This window comes from Marinobacter shengliensis (assembly GCF_030297115.1).
GTDB lineage: Bacteria > Pseudomonadota > Gammaproteobacteria > Pseudomonadales > Oleiphilaceae > Marinobacter > Marinobacter shengliensis.
Window position 1 is genome coordinate 1902791 of the sequence record NZ_AP028062.1, and the last position, 17825, is coordinate 1920615.

At 58.5% G+C, this 17825-nt stretch carries 19 protein-coding genes; 12 read left to right on the plus strand and 7 right to left on the minus strand.

The window, feature by feature from the left end; translation table 11 throughout:
* Nucleotides 1-7: 7 nt before the first annotated feature.
* The 4 genes from QUE75_RS08745 to QUE75_RS08760 form a co-directional block, all read right to left on the minus strand.
* Nucleotides 8-931, minus strand: coding sequence for a carbon-nitrogen hydrolase (locus QUE75_RS08745; protein ID WP_286255206.1), 924 nt, complete (start codon nt 929-931; stop codon nt 8-10).
* Nucleotides 928-1929 (minus strand): agmatine deiminase family protein, encoded by a 1002-nt coding sequence (locus tag QUE75_RS08750; protein ID WP_286255646.1) that lies wholly within the window; start codon nt 1927-1929, stop codon nt 928-930. The genes QUE75_RS08745 and QUE75_RS08750 overlap by 4 nt, the downstream gene beginning before the upstream one ends.
* Before the next feature lie 151 nt (nt 1930-2080).
* On the minus strand, nt 2081-2383 hold the full coding sequence (locus QUE75_RS08755) for a hypothetical protein (RefSeq protein WP_286255208.1): 303 nt from the start codon (nt 2381-2383) through the stop codon (nt 2081-2083).
* Between the two features lie 102 nt (nt 2384-2485).
* Nucleotides 2486-3076: a PilZ domain-containing protein gene (locus tag QUE75_RS08760; protein ID WP_061331002.1), complete on the minus strand. Its 591-nt coding sequence runs from the start codon at nt 3074-3076 to the stop codon at nt 2486-2488.
* A 121-nt stretch (nt 3077-3197) separates the two neighbouring features.
* On the opposite strand from QUE75_RS08760, the gene QUE75_RS08765 reads away from it, so the two are divergent.
* Together QUE75_RS08765 and QUE75_RS08770 are read left to right on the plus strand one after the other, a co-directional pair.
* Nucleotides 3198-4442, plus strand: a complete 1245-nt coding sequence (locus QUE75_RS08765) for a lipoprotein-releasing ABC transporter permease subunit (protein ID WP_072677503.1) — start codon at nt 3198-3200, stop codon at nt 4440-4442.
* Nucleotides 4435-5142, plus strand: coding sequence for an ABC transporter ATP-binding protein (locus QUE75_RS08770; RefSeq protein WP_286255212.1), 708 nt, complete (start codon nt 4435-4437; stop codon nt 5140-5142). The genes QUE75_RS08765 and QUE75_RS08770 overlap by 8 nt, the downstream gene beginning before the upstream one ends.
* Here the strand turns inward: QUE75_RS08770 and QUE75_RS08775 are convergent.
* Nucleotides 5130-5675, minus strand: a complete 546-nt coding sequence (locus QUE75_RS08775; protein WP_072677501.1) for a DUF2062 domain-containing protein — start codon at nt 5673-5675, stop codon at nt 5130-5132. The two genes, QUE75_RS08770 and QUE75_RS08775, sit on opposite strands and share 13 nt — an antisense overlap.
* 80 nt (nt 5676-5755) lie before the next feature.
* Here QUE75_RS08775 and QUE75_RS08780 point away from each other — a divergent pair, with 80 nt between their 5' ends.
* The 9 genes from QUE75_RS08780 (at nt 5756) to murB (ending at nt 14662) form a co-directional block, all read left to right on the plus strand.
* Entirely contained in the window at nt 5756-8212 is a 2457-nt protein-coding gene (locus QUE75_RS08780) for a DNA internalization-related competence protein ComEC/Rec2 (RefSeq protein WP_286255216.1), read from the plus strand.
* A gap of 72 nt (nt 8213-8284) precedes the next feature.
* A complete protein-coding gene (locus QUE75_RS08785; protein WP_058089566.1) occupies nt 8285-8911 on the plus strand; it encodes a MotA/TolQ/ExbB proton channel family protein in 627 nt (208 codons plus the stop codon).
* 5 nt (nt 8912-8916) lie between these two features.
* Nucleotides 8917-9342 (plus strand): ExbD/TolR family protein, encoded by a 426-nt coding sequence (locus QUE75_RS08790; protein WP_058089567.1) that lies wholly within the window; start codon nt 8917-8919, stop codon nt 9340-9342.
* Nucleotides 9339-11111: a lipid A export permease/ATP-binding protein MsbA gene (msbA, locus tag QUE75_RS08795; RefSeq protein WP_106695575.1), complete on the plus strand. Its 1773-nt coding sequence runs from the start codon at nt 9339-9341 to the stop codon at nt 11109-11111. Before QUE75_RS08790 ends, msbA begins: the two co-directional genes overlap by 4 nt.
* Nucleotides 11108-12169, plus strand: coding sequence for a tetraacyldisaccharide 4'-kinase (gene lpxK, locus QUE75_RS08800; RefSeq protein ID WP_286255220.1), 1062 nt, complete (start codon nt 11108-11110; stop codon nt 12167-12169). The genes msbA and lpxK overlap by 4 nt, the downstream gene beginning before the upstream one ends.
* Nucleotides 12162-12350 (plus strand): Trm112 family protein, encoded by a 189-nt coding sequence (locus tag QUE75_RS08805; RefSeq protein WP_011785222.1) that lies wholly within the window; start codon nt 12162-12164, stop codon nt 12348-12350. Before lpxK ends, QUE75_RS08805 begins: the two co-directional genes overlap by 8 nt.
* Nucleotides 12351-12376: 26 nt before the next feature.
* Nucleotides 12377-13162, plus strand: a complete 786-nt coding sequence (kdsB, locus tag QUE75_RS08810) for a 3-deoxy-manno-octulosonate cytidylyltransferase (RefSeq protein ID WP_106695577.1) — start codon at nt 12377-12379, stop codon at nt 13160-13162.
* Nucleotides 13155-13634, plus strand: coding sequence for a low molecular weight protein-tyrosine-phosphatase (locus tag QUE75_RS08815; protein ID WP_138436405.1), 480 nt, complete (start codon nt 13155-13157; stop codon nt 13632-13634). Before kdsB ends, QUE75_RS08815 begins: the two co-directional genes overlap by 8 nt.
* Nucleotides 13631-14662 carry a UDP-N-acetylmuramate dehydrogenase gene (gene murB / locus QUE75_RS08820; RefSeq protein ID WP_286255229.1) on the plus strand — a complete coding sequence of 344 codons (1032 nt, stop codon included), beginning with the start codon at nt 13631-13633 and terminating at the stop codon, nt 14660-14662. Before QUE75_RS08815 ends, murB begins: the two co-directional genes overlap by 4 nt.
* A 63-nt stretch (nt 14663-14725) precedes the next feature.
* On the opposite strand, the gene QUE75_RS08825 is transcribed toward murB, so the two are convergent.
* Nucleotides 14726-16459 carry a proline--tRNA ligase gene (locus tag QUE75_RS08825; protein WP_286255231.1) on the minus strand — a complete coding sequence of 578 codons (1734 nt, stop codon included), beginning with the start codon at nt 16457-16459 and terminating at the stop codon, nt 14726-14728.
* A 125-nt stretch (nt 16460-16584) separates the two neighbouring features.
* Here QUE75_RS08825 and QUE75_RS08830 point away from each other — a divergent pair, with 125 nt between their 5' ends.
* Nucleotides 16585-17208, plus strand: coding sequence for a TetR/AcrR family transcriptional regulator (locus QUE75_RS08830; protein ID WP_061331012.1), 624 nt, complete (start codon nt 16585-16587; stop codon nt 17206-17208).
* Here the strand turns inward: QUE75_RS08830 and QUE75_RS08835 are convergent.
* Entirely contained in the window at nt 17196-17696 is a 501-nt protein-coding gene (locus QUE75_RS08835) for an Lrp/AsnC family transcriptional regulator (RefSeq protein ID WP_106695582.1), read from the minus strand. The two genes, QUE75_RS08830 and QUE75_RS08835, sit on opposite strands and share 13 nt — an antisense overlap.
* Between the last annotated feature and the right edge of the window lie 129 nt (nt 17697-17825).

Consider the following 17825-nt stretch of genomic DNA (forward strand, 5'->3'; position numbering starts at 1 on the left):
GCAGGCCTCAGTCCCGTACCCGTTTAAGAATGTCTTCATAGGCATCGATGCGACGATCCCGAAGATACGGCCAGATTCGCCGAACGGATTCGGTACGGTTGCGATCAAGGGTGGCTGTCAGAATGCACTCGCTGTGGTCATCTCCCCTGGCCAGGAATTCGCCCTGGGGGCCACAGATGAAGCTGTTGCCCCAGAATCGGATGCCATCACCCTGGCCGGTGGGATCCGGTTCGGTGCCAACACGATTGGGAGCAATAACGGGCAGGTTATTGGCAACGGCATGGCCCCTTTGCACCGTGACCCAGGCTTCCAGCTGCCGGGCCTGTTCTTCGGGGTCGTCGGTAATGTCCCAACCGATGGCGGTGGGGTAGATCAGGATATCGGCACCGGCCAGTGCCATCAGGCGGGCTGCCTCCGGGTACCACTGGTCCCAGCACACCAGAACTCCGAGCTTTCCGATAGAGGTATTGATCGGGGTGAAGCCGCTGCGGCCGTCATTGAACCTGGCGTCTCCGGGAGTGAAATAGAATTTCTCGTAGAAGCCCGGGTCATCGGGGATGTGCATCTTGCGGTAGATGCCAGCCAGGCTGCCGTCGGTATCAAACACCACGGAGGTATTGTGGTAGACGCCGTTCATGCGCCGTTCGAAGATGGAGCCGACCAGGACAATCTCCAGTTCGCCAGCGAGGTCTGCCAGCCGGTTGCTGGTGGGGCCGGGAATGGGCTCCGCCAGTTCAAAAATGTCTGTGTCTTCTGTCTGGCAGAAATACAGCGTGGCATGCAGCTCTTGCAGCACCACCAGTTGTGCGCCGCCCTTGGCGGCTTCACGGATCAGTTTCTCAGACGTGGCGAGGCTGGCAGCCTTGTCGTCGGTACACTTTTGCTGGATAGCAGCAATCTTCAGCTGCGGGTTCTCGGGCCGGCTAGTCATAGCGTGACCACTCCTGCGGGAATCTGCATGGTGACACAGTGAAGGCTGCCGTGCTGGTGGATCAGCGGGCGGCAGTTGATCGCAACAATCTCCCGGTCAGGGAAAATGCCGGCCATGATTCGGATGGCTTCCTGGTCTTGCGGTACATCGTACACAGGCAACAGAACTGCGCCATTGATGATCAGAAAGTTGGCGTAGGTGGCGGGCAGGCGATCGCCGTCTTCATCATGGATGGCATCCGGCCAGGGCAGGGCAGTCAGTTTATAGGGGCTGCCATCCGTCTGTCGGAACTCCTGCAGCTCTTCTTCCATGGCCGCCAGCGCGCTGTAATGTTCATCGGCTGCGTCCGGACAGGTGACGTAGCAGATGTGGTCGGGGGCGCAGAATCGAGCCAGGGTGTCGATGTGGCTATCCGTATCGTCACCGGCCAGGTAGCCGTGGTTCAGCCAGAGAATCCGATCGGCCCCCAGAAGTTCCGACAGCAGCTGTTCAATAGCCGAGCGGTCCATGGAGGGATTTCGGGACGGTGTCAGCATGCATTCGCTGGTGGTCAGGACCGTGCCCTGGCCGTCGGATTCGATGGAGCCGCCCTCCAGAACGAAGTCCACAGACTGCAAACGATGGTTGCCGAAGGCTCCGGCATTCGCCAGGTGCTGGTTAAGCGCGTTGTCTTTTTCCCACGGAAACTTGCCACCCCAGGCGTTGAACCGGAAGTCCAGCAGGGTGAGGCCGTCGCCGGTGTCGACCGTTATCGGGCCATGATCCCGCGCCCAGGTGTCGTTAGCGGGTGCCGGGACGGTGATCACACGCCCCGGAAGGCCATTCTCTTCTGCGAAATGGTTCAGTTCCTGGCCGAGTTTCTGCAGCCGTGCCACGAATTCACAGCTGATCAGCAGATGCTCAAATCGAAGCACCTGCCGGGCAATATTCAGGAAAACTGGCTCGACTTCGTTCATTATCCGGGCCCAGTCAGTGCCCGGGTGAGGCCAGGTCAACATGACTGCGCTTTGGGGCGCCCACTCCGCAGGCAACACTCGCTTGGATGTCACTGTATTTGTCACCTTGGTTCGCAAAAGCCGCCATTCTATCTGACCATTGCCACAACGTCAGGCCATGGGCGGAGAAAATTGAACCTTTGTCCGGAGGGGATTAGCGGTTGCGCTTGACGACAGTGTGCAGCACCCGGTCGTGTTCGAAATAGACGATAAAATCGGAGTAGTGCCACTGGCTGATTGGAGGCTCACCTACTGGCCCCTGGATATCCTGAGGAGCGCCCCAGCGGTTGCGAACCGAGGCCTGGGTCATGCCGGTGGTCGGCAGGCTGACCTGGCTGCGATCGGCCTGGCTGCCAACGGGAATTTTCAGCTGTTCGGCGTGCAGGTTGGATGCCAGGCCGGCCGACATAAGGGACGTCAATGCCACGGCGGTGATCAGGTTTCGCTTGTTCTTCATTGGGTTCTCCATTAATGCCTGGTTCCCGCGAACGATACCGCAGGACATGGATAAAACGTAATATCCCGAAAAAACGGGCAAAAGTCAGTGTTTTTTCAAAGTTTACTCTTTTTGCCGCTGCCGGATTTGCCAACGCATCACATGGCGGGCAATTTGTTGGCGGCTACTGTCGTCAAGTTGAACGAACTCGGTGTGAACCCTTGCTCCGCCCCGATCATCCACCTCTGCGCTCAGAACTTCTGCAATGGCTTGAGGTTGATAGAGTTCCGGTGGCAGTGTCATACGTACCGCAATACGGTCGCCCTGGTTCCAGGCAGGGGTGCTGCTGAAAAACGACAGGCCACCCTCGCTGAGAGTCACATCCTGCCAGTCCTCCGGTTGCAACGGATTTTGCTCAAAGGCGATAATGCGCGCCAGCGTGTCGAGCTTGCTGTTCATGGATTTAATTAATCCGGTCAGTAGCCGGTCACGTTCCGCCAGGCTGGCGAGGTGTGCTTTTACGTCCTGGTCCAGCCGGCGGAATTCAGCTTTGAGGCTTTCCAGTGGCGATCCATTGAACGGATCATCCTGCTCGCTGTCAGCGTTCCCGGAGAGACGGCGGATTTCAAGGCCAATACGGTCCTCGATCCGGAAATACTCGCGTCGGTCGGCTTTGGCATCGGTGATCGGTGGCGTGATAGGCGAGCCTGGCATTCTGTCTCCGGCGGGCTGAAATTTTATTGGTAAAGAGTAGTTTAGCAGTTTCCCGGAGGCTCGCGAGTGATCCGGGGTACCAAACCACGACAGGCCAGAAGGTAGCGACAGGCACCTCCCCATGTTCAGACCCTTATCGTTCTATATCGGCTTGCGGTACACCGCAGCCAAGAGACGTAATCACTTTATATCCTTTATATCCCTGACCTCCATGCTCGGGCTGATGCTTGGCGTGGCGGTCCTGATCATCGTGTTGTCCGTCATGAATGGTTTTGACCGGGAATTGAAGCAGCGCATTCTGGGCATGGTGCCCCACGCCACGATTCAGGGGGCGTCGGGCCCGCTGGAAGACTGGGAAGAGATTGATCGCCGCGTACAGGAGCATCCACGGGTACTGGCGGCCGCGCCCTTTATCCAGGGCCAGGGCATGGTGACTGGCGGAGGTGATGTTCGGGGAGTGATGCTAAGCGGCATTGTGCCCGAGCAGGAAGCCACGGTATCGATCATTGAGAATCACTTCATTGAAGGCAACCTGGATGAACTCAAGCCGGGAGAATTCGGCATTATCATCGGTCGGCTGATGGCCAACAGCCTCAGGCTCCAGGTCGGAGACAAGCTGACGGTTGTCCTGCCCGAGGCCTCGGTAACCCCGGCCGGCGTACTGCCGAGACTCAAACGATTTACCGTCAAAGGCATATTCAGTGTCGGTGCCGAGCTGGATGGCAACTATGCGCTGATTCATATGGATGATGCGGCCCGCCTGATGCGAACCGGTGGCCGTGCCGAGGGCGTGCGCCTGCTCGTGGATGACCTGTTCGCGGCCCCGCGCGTGGTCAATCAGGTTGCGCAGGATCTGGGGGGGCGTTACTACGTGTCGGACTGGACCCGTACTCACGGAAACCTGTTCCAGGCTATCCGGATGGAAAAGACCATGATTGGCCTGTTGCTGATGTTCATTGTGGCCGTGGCCGCTTTCAATATTGTTTCCACCCTGGTCATGGTAGTCACCGACAAAACCGCAGACATCGCGATTCTGCGAACCATGGGGGCGACACCCGGGCGCATTATGCGAATTTTCATCATTCAGGGCGCTGTAATAGGTATCTTTGGCACCCTGATGGGAACCGCGCTCGGAATCTTCGGAGCCCTGAATATCAGCGCTTTCATTTCCTGGCTTGAGGGGTTGATGGGGCACCAGTTCCTGAGTGCCGACGTCTACTTCATCAGCTACCTGCCGTCCCAGTTGCAGTGGCAGGATGTGGCAATCATCAGCAGTGCCGGAATGGTGATGAGCCTGCTGGCAACGATTTACCCGGCATGGCGGGCATCCAGGGTCGAACCGGCAGAGGCGTTACGTTATGAGTGAAGTGGAAAGGGCGGCCAGCAAGCCTTTGGTCATCGACTGCCGCCAGGTTACCCGAACCTACGACCAGGGCCCAGAGACACTGACGATTTTCTCCGACATTTCCCTGGAAGTGTCGGCAGGCGAAACCGTTGCCATCGTGGGCAGCAGTGGTGCTGGTAAAACCACGTTGCTGAACCTGCTTGGCGGCCTGGACCGGCCATCATCCGGCCAGATTCATATCTGTGGTGAGGATATTCACCGGTTGTCGGAGGCCGGCCGGGCACGTTTCCGCAATGGCCACCTTGGCTTTGTCTACCAGTTCCATCATCTGTTGCCGGAATTCACAGCGCTGGAAAATGTGATGATGCCTTGTGCGCTGGGGGGGCAGTCACTCGCGGTTGCCAGGCAAAAGGCAGAAGCCTTGTTGGTCCGGGTTGGCCTGGGCGAACGATTGAAGCATAAGCCCTCGGAGCTGTCAGGCGGTGAGCGCCAGCGGGTGGCCATTGCCCGGGCACTGGTCAACGAGCCCCAATGTGTGTTGATGGACGAGCCAACCGGTAACCTGGACGAGCATACCGGCGAGGGTATCAGGGCTCTGATTGAGGATTTACGAGAGCAGTCTGGCATTGCCTTTGTGATGGTCACCCACGATATGCGAATGGCGAGGAGCCTCGGCCGGGTGTTGCGACTGGAGCAAGGGCGGTTGGTTCAGGAAGCCTGATTACGGGCCTTCTTGCGGGCTTTTCTTGAAAAGCGCCGAACCTGCCAGTCTGTGCGGATTTTACGCCGCCAAAGGTACTGGATGATCAGATAGGCGCTGCAACCCGCAGCGGTCGCGACCACAATTGACCCGACATAGAGCGGCACGCCAATCTCCATCAGGCGGCTGCTCAGCCAGGACCAGGAGAGCTGGAATTCAAAAGCCAGCACGGGGCGGTCCAGAATCCAGGCGCCTACTTTGTAGTTAAAGTAAAAGATGGGCGGCATGGTCAACGGATTGCTGATCCAGACCAGGGCGACGGACAACGGCAGGTTGGCATTGATCCAGATGGCCATGCCTGCTGCTGCCGCCATCTGGAATGGCATCGGGATAAAACTGAGAAATAGCCCGATCAGGAAGGCGCGAGACACACTGTGCCGGTTGATGTGCCACAGGTTGGGTTCATGAAGGATATCGCCCAGAAAGCGCAATGATTCGATGGATTGCACTTTTTCCGGGGAAGGCAGATACCGTTTCATGAACTTCTTGGGCATAGGAAGTTCGGCCTGTTGCTTCGGAATGGATAACTTCCGGCACCCTGAGCGCGCCGGGCTAATGCACTGGAGGACAAGGATTGTCCGGTCTGTTTCATACTCACCAAACGCCTGAACACAGCGTAGTCGGCGCGCCCGGCATTGTCGCGTTCTCGTGCGGCGTTATCTTACTGTATCAACTAACGCTTTTACCACCGTCCTGGTGGCTGTTTTTGGCCGGGCTGCTGATGGTCAGTGCGTCCCTCCTGAGCAGTCATGGCACCATGCACCGTCTGGTCAGGCTATTGGCGCTGGTTTTGCTGGGCCTGGCCTGGGCGGGTTGGCATGCGGAAGTGCGCCTGGCGGAGCGCTTGCCGGCGGATATGGAAGGCAAGCGTCTGGAACTATCAGGGTATGTTTGTGAGCTTCCGCAGGCTGGCATTTTCAGCAGTTTGCGCTTTAGCGTGTGTGTTGTCAGTTGGCACAGCGAAGGCCAACAGGGCGCCACACCGGTACTTCCCCGCAGAGTGCGTCTCTCCTGGTACGGCCGGAATGATCAGGCGCTGCCCGGCCATCGGCTGAGGCTGGAGGTGGTCCTTAAACGGCCACACGGCAACCTGAACCCCGAGGGGTTTCGTTATGAGGATTGGCTGTTCAGGAAAGGTTACCGGGCAACCGGAAGCGTTCGTGCGGTCGCCCTGGACCAGGATCTTCATTGTGGCTGGCATTGCCGGTACCACGCCTGGCATCAAACGGTCGCTGAGCAGGTCCATCGGCATTTTTCCGATGCCAGTGAATACCCATTGATTGCCTCGTTACTGATTGGCCACCGCGGTTATCTTACCGATCAGCATTGGCAAACGCTTCGGGCCACGGGCACGATTCACCTGGTGGCTATATCAGGGTTACACTTGGGACTGGTGGCGGTTGGTGCCGGCCTGGTTGCCCGCCGATTCACCTTGTCAGTGCCGGCGCACTGGCTGGATGAGCGGCGCAGGCGAATCGCAGGCTTTGCGCTGGTTATCCTGTGTTGCCTGTTCTATGCACTGGTTGCCGGGTTTACCGTACCAACCCGCCGAGCCTTGATCATGGTTCTGGTTGGCGGCTGGTATCTGCTTCTGGCCCGCGAGGCCAGTGTCTGGCGGCCATTCTGCTCAGCCTTGCTTCTGGTTCTGTTACTTGACCCGTTCGCGCCGCTGGATCAGGGGTTCTGGTTGTCCTTTGGTGCGGTGGCGGTTTTGCTGGCGGTATTCAGCGGGCGCCTGGCAGGCCCCGGCTGGCTCAAGGGCCTGGTATTGGCACAGGTAGCGGTTTTTGCGGGCTTGTGGCCATTGTTGTCCGGGCTTGGGCAGAGCCAGCCGCTGGCCGGTTTGGTGGCAAACCTGGTGGCGATTCCCTGGGTATCGCTGGTTGTGATGCCGGTGCTGTTCGCAGGTGCTTTGTTGGTGCTGGTGTCTGGTGGCGCGGTGACGGGTTGGGTAAGTTCGCTGCTCGATGCAGTACTGGGCCCGTTGATGGCCTGGCTGCAGTGGGTGGAGCAACTGGCGGCTCCAGTGTCCGTATTAACGCCAGAGGCATCACCCTTTTTGCTGGCATTGTTGGCGGCTGTCGTCGTTCTGCTGCTCCGTTTCCCTGACAGGGTTTTTCGCCTGATGACCGTGGCGTTAGTCGGGGCCTGGGCGGTCACGGCGGCGCTGACAAGGCCTGCCGCCATTAACCCAGAGGTGGTGGAGCCGGAAATTCGTGTCTGGGATGTCGGCCAGGGTCTGTCTGTTCTGGTGCGTGTGGGGCGCAAGGCACTGGTTTACGACACAGGGCCGGAAGTACGGGGTGTGTTTTCGGCTGTTGACTCGACACTGCTTCCGAACCTCCGGGCCCTGGGGATTAACAAACTTGATCGTCTGATAATCAGCCACGGTGACAGTGACCACGCCGGTGGCCTGGTACAGTTGGTACAAGCCGTAGAGGTGGGGCAGATACAGAGCGGTGAGCCGGAAGTCGTGGCCGGGATTCTGGACGCAGTGCCGGGGAAATCGGTAGGACAGTGTCGGTCAGAGCCGTTCGAGTGGCATGGGGTGGTGTTCGAATTCTGGCAGTCCCAAGCCGAGCGCACCGGAAACGATGCGTCCTGTGTGGTCCGGGTTCACCATCCCGCCAGTGGTTCTGACGTGCTGCTTACCGGGGATATCAGTAAACGGGTAGAGGCAGAGATGCTTGCCCCCGGCGCGGTGCCGTGGTTGCGCAAGACAGTGGATTTCCGCTTGGTGCTTGCGCCGCACCATGGCAGCAAAACATCGTCCTCTGCACCGTGGATCGATCGTGTCGCGCCCGACTGGGTAATCTACACAGCGGGCTATCGGCATAGATACGGCCACCCCCATCCTGATGTGGTGGCCCGGTATCAGCTGGCGAATGCTCGCCCACTCAACACCGCCTGCTCCGGAGAGATCGTCATTACCTTGAGTAAGCATGGCCCGAAAATCAGTGAGCTACGCCACACGGTTCCGTTTTGGATCCAGGGTCCGGGGCTGACCCGTGACCAATGTAAAATACCGTGACATTCCGGGTGTGGCCTGAACGGGCAGCTATGCTAAAGTAGCGCGGCTTGTAATTAATCAGGGAGATCAAGCGTGTTCGAGCTGTTGAAAGCCGGTGGCATCCTGATGGTGCCCATTGTTGCCTGTTCCATCCTGGCGCTTGCCATTGTTCTGGAGCGATTCTGGACTCTGCGAGCCTCCAGGGTAGCGCCCCCACAATCGATTAACGAACTCTGGCGCTGGATCAAGAAAAAAGAACTGAATGGGCGCAAGCTCAAGGCGCTTCAGGGCTCCTCACCGCTTGGCCGTATACTCGCTGGCGGGCTGATCAACGCCAAGCACGGCCGGGAGATCATGAAAGAGAGCATTGAGCATGAAGCCAGCCAGGTCATCCATGATCTGGAACGCTTCCTGAACCCCCTCGGCACCATTGCCACTATTACACCGCTGCTGGGCTTGCTGGGTACGGTCATCGGTATGATCAAAGTATTTGCGGAAATTCAGCTGGCGGGCGTGGGTAACGCCGGTAATCTCGCTGGCGGTATTTCGGAAGCGCTGATCACTACGGCCGCGGGCCTGAGCGTGGCTATTCCCGCCCTGATTTGTCACCGCTACTTCATTCGTCGCGTTGATGAACTGGTCGTTAACATGGAGCAGGAAGCCATCAAGCTGGTGGAAGTGGTTCATGGCGACCGTGAAATCGACGTGGAAGGAGCCTGAACACCGTGAAGTTCAAGCGCCAGAGAAGCCAGGAGGTCGGGGTTGACCTGACGCCACTGATCGATGTGGTGTTCCTGTTGCTGATTTTCTTTATGGTGTCCACCACCTTTACCCGGGAAAGCCACCTGCAGGTGGATTTGCCCGAGGCGAGCGGCGAACCGGTTTCGCCCTCTGAGGTAAGGCAGATCGATGTGGTGATCAATGCTGAGGGCCAGTACATCCTGAACGAGAGGACCCTGGTCAATAATCGGCGTGAAACCCTTGAGCGGGGTGTCAGGGAATTAGCTGAGGGAGACAACAGCTTGCCGTTTATCATTACGGCCGATGCCAGAACTCCCCATGAATACGTTGTGCGCGCCATGGATGTGGCCGGCCGCCTGGGGTTTGCGAAACTGAGCATAACCACAGAGCGGGAGGCTGAGAATCCGTGATCGATGCAAGGCCGGAACCGCTGAAGGTACCGCCAACCGGAAGCTGGGCAACCTACAAACGATTGCTCGCCTATGTGAAACCCTTCTGGTTCGCGTTCTCCCTGGCGGTGCTGGGGAACATTATCTATGCTGCGGCCTCCACAGGCATGGCGGCTGCCATGGAGTATGTGATTACCGCCATTGAGAATCCGACGGATCAGAACCGGTTGTTCTTGACGGGCCTGATTGTCGGCATTTTCGCCTTGCGGGGGGTGGGCACCTTTTTCAGTCAATACTTCATCAGTTACGTCGGGCGGCAGGTAATCAATGCCCTCCGTAATGATGTGTTCGATCGCCTGATGACACTGCCGTCGCGGTATTATGATGACAATGCTTCTGGCAGGTTGGTGTCCAAGCTTACCTTCAATGTGGAGCAGGTGGCCGAGGCCTCAACCAACGCCATCACCATCACCCTCCGCGAAGGCCTGACCATCGTCGGCTTGCTTGGCTTTATGCTGTATACCAACTGGAAGCTGACCCTGGTGTTCCTGACCGTGGGGCCGGTGATCGGGTTGGTGGTGAATTACGCCAGCAAGCGCTTTCGCCGAATCAGTAAGCGTATTCAGGGGTCGATGGGTGATATCACCCATGTGGCTTCAGAATCCATATCCGGTTACAGGGTGGTGCGAACCTTTGGGGGGGAAGACTACGAACGTGAACGCTTCCGGGAAGTCAGCGACCAGAACCTCAAACAAAGCCTGAAAATGGCCTCTACTCAGGCCATCAGCGTGCCGGTCATCCAGGTGTTGGTAGCTATCGCCATTGCCGCGCTGGTCTGGACCATGTTGTCTCCGGAAATCCGTGGTGAGATGAGTACCGGCCAGTTAATCGCCTTCATTACCGCGGCGACGACCATGGCCAAGCCCATTCGCCAGGTAACCTCGGTGCACGCCAAGATTCAGAAGGGCGTGGCTGCGGCCTATGACGTGTTTGAAACCATGGACGAGCAGCCAGAGGAAGATCGCGGCGAATACACCCCAGAGCGTGTGGAAGGCCATATTGAGTTCGATAAGGTGTGCTTCCGCTATCGTGATCAACTGGATAATGTCCTGGACGGCATTTCAGTGAGCGTGCCGGCCGGGCAGAGTGTGGCACTGGTCGGCCGTTCGGGCAGTGGTAAATCGTCTATGGTCAGCCTGCTACCCCGATTCTATGAGTACACCGAGGGTGACATCCGAATCGATGGCAGGTCTCTCAAGGAGTTCTCGCTCAAGGGTTTGCGTTCCCAGATTGCTCTGGTGAACCAGAACGTGGTGCTGTTCAACGACACCATTGCCGCCAACATCGCCTACGGTGCCTTGCGCAACTGCAGTCGTGAAGAAATCCGGGAAGCCGCCGCCAAGGCTCATGCCCTGGAGTTTATCGACCGGATGCCGGAAGGTCTGGATACCATGATCGGGGATAACGGTGTGATGTTGTCTGGCGGCCAGCGCCAGCGCCTGGCTATTGCCCGGGCACTGCTGAAGAACGCCCCGATCCTGATCCTTGATGAGGCCACCTCGGCACTGGATACAGAGTCGGAGCGGCATATTCAGGAAGCCCTTGAGACGGTGATGCAAGGCCGGACGACGCTGGTCATTGCCCACCGCCTGTCCACCATCGAAAAGGCGGACCGGATACTGGTGATGGACAAAGGCCATATTGTCGAATCCGGCACGCATGAGGAATTGCTGGCGGCAGATGGCGCCTATGCCCAGTTGCATCAGATCCAGTTCAGCGAGCATGCATGAGCAGCAGCCGCATTGACCGCTTATGGTATGGCCAGGGCAAGCCCCTGGCCATCCTCGGTCCATTGGCCTGGCTGTACCGTGTGGTGTCTGAATCGAAACGCCGGAAAGCCTGGCAGGCCCGCAATGAAAGCTTACCCGTGCCGGTCGTAGTGGTTGGCAATATCACCGCAGGTGGTACCGGCAAATCCCCCCTGACTGCCCGGCTGGTGCAACGCATGAAGCAGGACGGCTGGCATCCGGTTATCCTGAGCCGGGGCTACGGCGGCAAAAGCGATCATTATCCTCTGTTGGTAAAAGACACCACGCCGGCATCGGTCTGCGGTGATGAGCCGCTGATGCTGGCGCTGGCCACGGGGTGCCCGGTGGTGGTCGATCCCGACCGTTGTCGCGGTGGGCACTGGGCCCTGGAGCAGGCACTCGGCGACGTCCTGATCTGTGATGATGGCTTGCAGCATTACCGCTTGCCCAGGGATATTGAACTGGCGGTTTTCGATGCCGGCCGGGGCATTGGTAACGGTGCCCTGATTCCGGTGGGCCCCCTGCGCGAACCGGTAACACGGCTCTCGAGTGTGGATTTTGTGATTCTCAATGGTGAAGTGTTCCCGCCGTCGGGTCAGCAGATCGACGAGTTTGCCGGCGTTGCGCACCCCGAGATCCATGCCATGTCACTGCAGCCGGCGTCGTTGGTGAACCTGAACTCCGGGGAGACTTTGGCGCCCTCAGCACTCGGGGGCCGGTCAGTGCGTGCGGTTGCCGGAATAGGCAACCCGGGACGTTTCTTTGACACACTGAGGAACCTGGGAGCACAGGTCACCGAAGCGGCTTTTCCCGATCATCACCGCTTCCGCCCGGAAGACCTTGGTTCCAGCGCTGGCGAGTGGCTGGTCATGACCGCGAAAGATGCGGTCAAATGCCAGGGTTTTGCCCCCGACAACGCCTGGGTATTGACGGTGGATGCCTGTCTGTCGGAACCTTTTGAACATCGCTTTCTGGAACGGCTCAGGGCATGCTCTGGGCAGTTGCATCAACAAAATACTGAGAGAACCAACCATGGATAAGAAACTGTTGGCCATGCTTGCCTGCCCGGTGTGCAAGGGTGAACTCAAGCTCAACGATGCCCGTACCGAACTGATCTGTTACCAGGACGCCATGGCATTTCCGATTCGTGAGGGTATCCCTGTCATGTTAGCCGTAGAGGCCCGTACCCTGAGTACCGACGAACGGCTTGATAAGCACTGACACACCCGCCAGCAGGACGCATCAGCATGTCATTTACCGTTGTCATCCCCGCCCGCTACGCATCCAGCCGGTTACCCGGTAAACCTCTGGCCATGATTGCCGGCAAACCGATGATCCAGCACGTATGTGAACGCGCCCAGGAAAGTCGGGCGAGCAGGGTCGTGGTTGCCACCGACGACCAGCGTATTGAGGCAGCGTGCCAGGCATTCGGTGCCGAGGTAGTCATGACGTCACCACACCACGCCAGTGGAACGGATCGGCTTGAGGAGGTTGCCCGAAAACTGGGGCTGGACCCGGACCACCGGGTGGTTAACGTCCAGGGTGACGAGCCGCTGATACCGCCGGCGCTGATCAACCAGGTGGCCGATAATCTCGACTACTACCCTGAAGCCAGCATTGCCACCCTGTGCGAGCGTATCCACGACGCCCGGCAGGTATTCAACCCGAATGTGGTGAAGGTGGTGTTCGATAGCCGGGGCATGGCGCACTACTTCAGTCGAGCACCCATCCCCTGGGCGCGGGACTTCTGGCCCGCCAACGCGTCGGTGGCGGACGTAGACTTACCCGAAGGCATTGGTTACTTCCGGCACATTGGCATTTATGGCTACCGTGCCAGTGTGCTCAGCCAGTTTGTCAGCTGGCCGCCGGCACCGACAGAACAGGTGGAAGCGCTGGAACAGCTCCGGGCCTTGTATAACGGTGCTCACATCCACGTGGATATTGCTGATCGACCGCCCGCACCGGGCGTCGATACCGAAGAGGATCTGGCCCGGGTGCGGGCTTTGATAGAAGCAGGAGGAGGTTATGCCTGACCAGGTCAGTGTGTTGTTTGTTTGTCTGGGTAACATCTGTCGTTCGCCAACGGCGGAAGGGGTGTTCCGGCAACTGGTCACTGAGCAGGGAATGACAGAACACCTGCAAATTGACTCCTGTGGCACCGGTAACTGGCATATTGGTAAATCACCGGATGCCCGGGCCATGGCGGCGGCAGACCGTCGCGGTGTTGATATCAGTGACCTGAGGGCCAGGCAGATCAAGGCTGAAGACCTGGACCGGTTTGATTACGTGTTGGTGATGGATAGGCAGAACCTGGCCGATGTCAGGGATATCTGGCACCAGAATGGCGGCACCGAACCTCGCCTTTTTCTTGAGTTTGGTGAGTCCGGCCAGGCCGAGGTGCCGGATCCATACTACGGCGGTGAGGACGGTTTTGAGCGAGTGCTTGACCTGATTCACGAAGCCAGTCAAGGCTTACTGGAGGATATCCGGGGGCGATTGGCTTGAATGGCGCGCTGAGGGTCACCGAGCATGCTGATCTGCGTGAGCTGAACACGCTCGCGATTGCGGCACGGGCTCGTTATTTGATCCGGATTGCCGGCGTGGATGACCTGACCGCGGCACTGGCCTGGGCTGAGGCCCGAGAGCTGGACACCCTGATTCTCGGCGGTGGCAGTAACCTTGTGTTTGCCGGTGATTTTGACGGTGCCGTCCTGCACATACAGATTCGGGGCCGGCATTGGGAAAAAGTAAACGGTGACGACGCCGTACTGGTTCTGGGCGCTGGTGAGAACTGGCATGAGGCGGTTTTATACGCTGCCCGTTCGGGTTACCGGGGCATAGAAAACCTGGCGCTGATTCCCGGCACTGCCGGCGCTGCGCCGGTGCAGAACATTGGTGCCTACGGTGTTGAACTTGGCGATACCCTGGTAAGTGTGACAGCTTTGGATCGTGTTACCCGGGGTGTGGTTACCCTGGCCGCCGGCGATTGCCAGTTTGGATACCGTGACAGCCTGTTCAAACGGCAGCCTGGCCGCTACATCATCCTTGAACTTAGACTAAAGCTTTCCCGATCCTTGCCATTAAAGCTGGATTACCGGGATCTTCAGGATTATCTCGGGGATACCGATATCAACGCCCTTACGCCTCTGGAGGTTGCGGAAGCGGTGATGGCGGTGCGGCACCGCAAGCTGCCGGATCCCGCCGTCTTGCCTAACGCCGGCAGCTTCTTCAAGAATCAGGTGATCAATCAGGTGGCGTTCGAAAGGTTGCAGGAGCGCTTTCCCGACGTGGTGTTCTATCCGGTAGAGCAGGGTGTCAAACTGGCTGCGGCCTGGTTGATTGACCAGGCTGGCTGGAAAGGCTTTCGCAATACCCGGGTGGGTGTTCATAACCGCCAGGCCCTGGTCCTGATCAACCACTCGGGGGGCTCTGGTGCCGAGGTGCTGGCGCTGGCGGACGAGGTGCGCCGGTCTGTGCAGGAAACCTTCGGGGTTGAGCTTGAAATGGAACCGGGGGTCGTTGGCGCCCGTTAGAGTGGCTGGTCAGAAAACCGCCCGGCTGCCCTTGCAGGCAGCCCAAGCGATGATCGAGCGGCCTCAGAGGCCGCCCTTCGGGGAGGCTTTCACCAGGAACGCCAGCGTTTCTTCCACCGGGATGTCCTGTTTCTCTTCATCGCGGCGGCCCTTGTATTCCAGGGTGCCGGCGGTCAGCCCGCGCTCTGAAATCACGAACCGGTGAGGAATGCCCATCAATTCCATATCGGCGAACTTCACGCCCGGGCGTTCGTTACGGTCATCCAGCAGTACGTCGTAACCCGCCTGGCGCAACTGGCTGTAAAGTTTCTCGCCAGCTTCGGCCACTACCGCATTCTTGTGGGCATTGAGAGTAACAATGGCCACCTGGAACGGAGCGATGGCGTCTGGCCAGATGATGCCCTTGTCGTCATGGTTCTGTTCGATAGACGCGGCCACAATGCGGGAAACGCCGATGCCGTAGCAGCCCATTTCCATGATCACCGTCTTGCCGTTTTCATCCAGAACGGTGGCGTTCATGGCGGAGCTGTACTTGTTACCCAGTTTGAAGATGTGGCCGACCTCGATACCACGGCGGATCTCCAGGGTACCCTTGCCATCCGGGCTGGGATCACCTTCCTCCACGTTGCGCAGGTCTTCTACCCGGCCCAGGGGTACGTCGCGCTCCCAGTTAACACCGGTCAGGTGGTAGTCGTCCTTGTTGGCACCACACACGAAGTCTGCAAGGTGGGCAGCGCTGCGGTCGACGATCACAGGCACAGCCAGATTGACCGGGCCGATAGAGCCGGGTTTGCAGCCAATGGCCTTTTCGATTTCTTCATCGGTGGCCATGGTCAGCGGCTCGGCAATACCGTTCAGGTTTTCTGCCTTGATGTCATTCAGGGTGTGATCGCCCCGGAGAATCAGTGCAACCAGGCCGGACTCGCCGTTCTCGTCGGCTTCACCTTTGACCAGCAGGGTCTTCACGCTGCGCTCTGCCGGCAGGCCGAGGAACTGGGAAACGGCTTCGATGGTTTTCTGGCCTGGCGTGTGCACTTCGGTCATGGCCTCGCCGGGCGCCGGGCGCTCGCCCGCAGGGGCGATGGCTTCGGCTTTTTCGATGTTGGCGGCGTAATCGCTTTCAGTACTGAACACGATGGCGTCTTCGCCGGAGGATGCCAGCACATGGAACTCGTGGGAGGCACTGCCACCAATGGCACCGGAATCCGCCTGCACCGGCCGGTAATCCAGCCCGAGGCGATCAAAGATGTTGCAGTAGGTCTGGTGCATGACCTGGTAGGTGTCATCCAGCGAAGCTGCGTTCAGGTGGAAGGAGTAGGCGTCCTTCATAATGAACTCGCGGGCACGCATAACGCCGAAGCGGGGGCGGCGCTCATCACGGAACTTGGTCTGGATCTGATAAAAGTTAGCCGGCAGTTCCTTGTAGCTTTTCAGCTCGTTGCGGATCAGGTCGGTGATGACTTCTTCGTGGGTCGGGCCAAAGCAGAAGTCACGGCCGTGGCGGTCATTCATGCGCAGCAGTTCGCCGCCGTACTGCTCCCAGCGCCCGGATTCCTGCCAGAGTTCGGCTGGCTGTACGGCCGGCATCAGAACTTCCTGGGCTCCACTCTTGTCCATCTCTTCGCGAACAATTCGTTCCACCTTGCGCAGGGTGCGCAGGCCCATGGGGAGCCAGGTGTAGAGGCCTGCGGCCAGCTTCCGGATCATTCCGGCGCGCAGCATCAGCTGATGGCTGATAATCTCTGCATCTGAGGGTGTCTCTTTCTGGGTGGCAATCAGGTAACGGCTTGCTCGCATCGTGTCTTCCGCTTTATTGAAAAGTGGGGGTTAAGACTAATTGGCAGGGCTTCTGGCCTGCTTCTGCCTTTCTTTGTCGTAAAGTGGACGTTATTGTACGGAGCCTGCTTCACAAGGTACAGATGATGACTGACGAATCTATCGACGTAACACCTCGCCGGCGACCGGTTCAGGCGCGCAGTCGGGAGCGGGTGGGCAATATCCTCAGCCATGCCGCGGCCATTTTTCATGAGAACGGGGTAGATGGCACCAGTATGTCCGCCATTGCCCGGCAATCTGGCATGTCGTTAGCGTCCCTTTACCGCTATTTTCCAAACAAGGCGGCCATCGTTCATGCCATTGCCGAAGGGCATGTCGAGAAAATGGAAACCGCGCTGCGGGAGAAACTGCCCGAGCTGAGCCTGCACGACGCGGTGGATGTGCTGATTGATCAGTTCTATGACTTCTACCGCACCGAACCTGCGTACTCGGCAATCTGGAGCGGCGTTGAGTCCATGCCAGAGCTGCGGGAACTGGATCTGCGGGAACTCTACAGCAACGCCCGTGACCTGGATGCCCGGCTCCAGCAGGAGTATCCGGCGTTGCCGAAGGAACGCAGCTGGACCGCCAGCCTGTTGTTGCCCCGATCTGCCGGAACCATCCTCAGGCTCGCAGCCACCCTGCCGGACGACCAGGGGCAGCAGTTAGTGGTGGAATTGAAGTGTATGGCCAGGGCTTACCTGGCAGAGCTGGCCCGTCAGGAAAGATAGCCCAGGGGCAGGGCGGTACTGTCGATTACCCTCCGCAGTACAAAGCTGGAGTGCACCCCACTGACACCCTGAATCCGGGTAATGCGATTAAGCAGAAACTGGTGATAGTGGTCCATGTCTGGCACCACCACTTTCAGCATGTAGTCGGCACTCTGGCCGGTGATCAGGTAGCACTCCTGAACCTCGGGAAAGACCGCCACCTGTTCCTCGAAAGCGGCAAAGCGTTCCGGTGTATGTCGGTCCATGCCAATCAGGATGATGGCGGTCAGCGACAACCCCAGTTTTTTGTGGTCCAGAATCGTCACCGTGCGCACTATGATGCCCGCGTCTTCAAGCGCCCGCACCCGGCGCAGACAGGGGGAGGGTGAAAGCCCGACTTTCTCCGCCAGTTGCTGGTTGGTTAGTGAGCCGTCCTTCTGCAATTGTTCCAGGATTTTCCGGTCAGTTTTGTCAATTCTGACCAGTGCCTTGTCATTGCTCGCAATCATATGCTGTAAATCCTGACTTGTTGGCAATATGTGGCTTATGAATAACGGTTTTGGGCTGAAATAGCAACCAAATAGCGCGGTTTGGGCGTTACACTCTCTCCATTGATACGAACAGCGAAAGGAATGTTC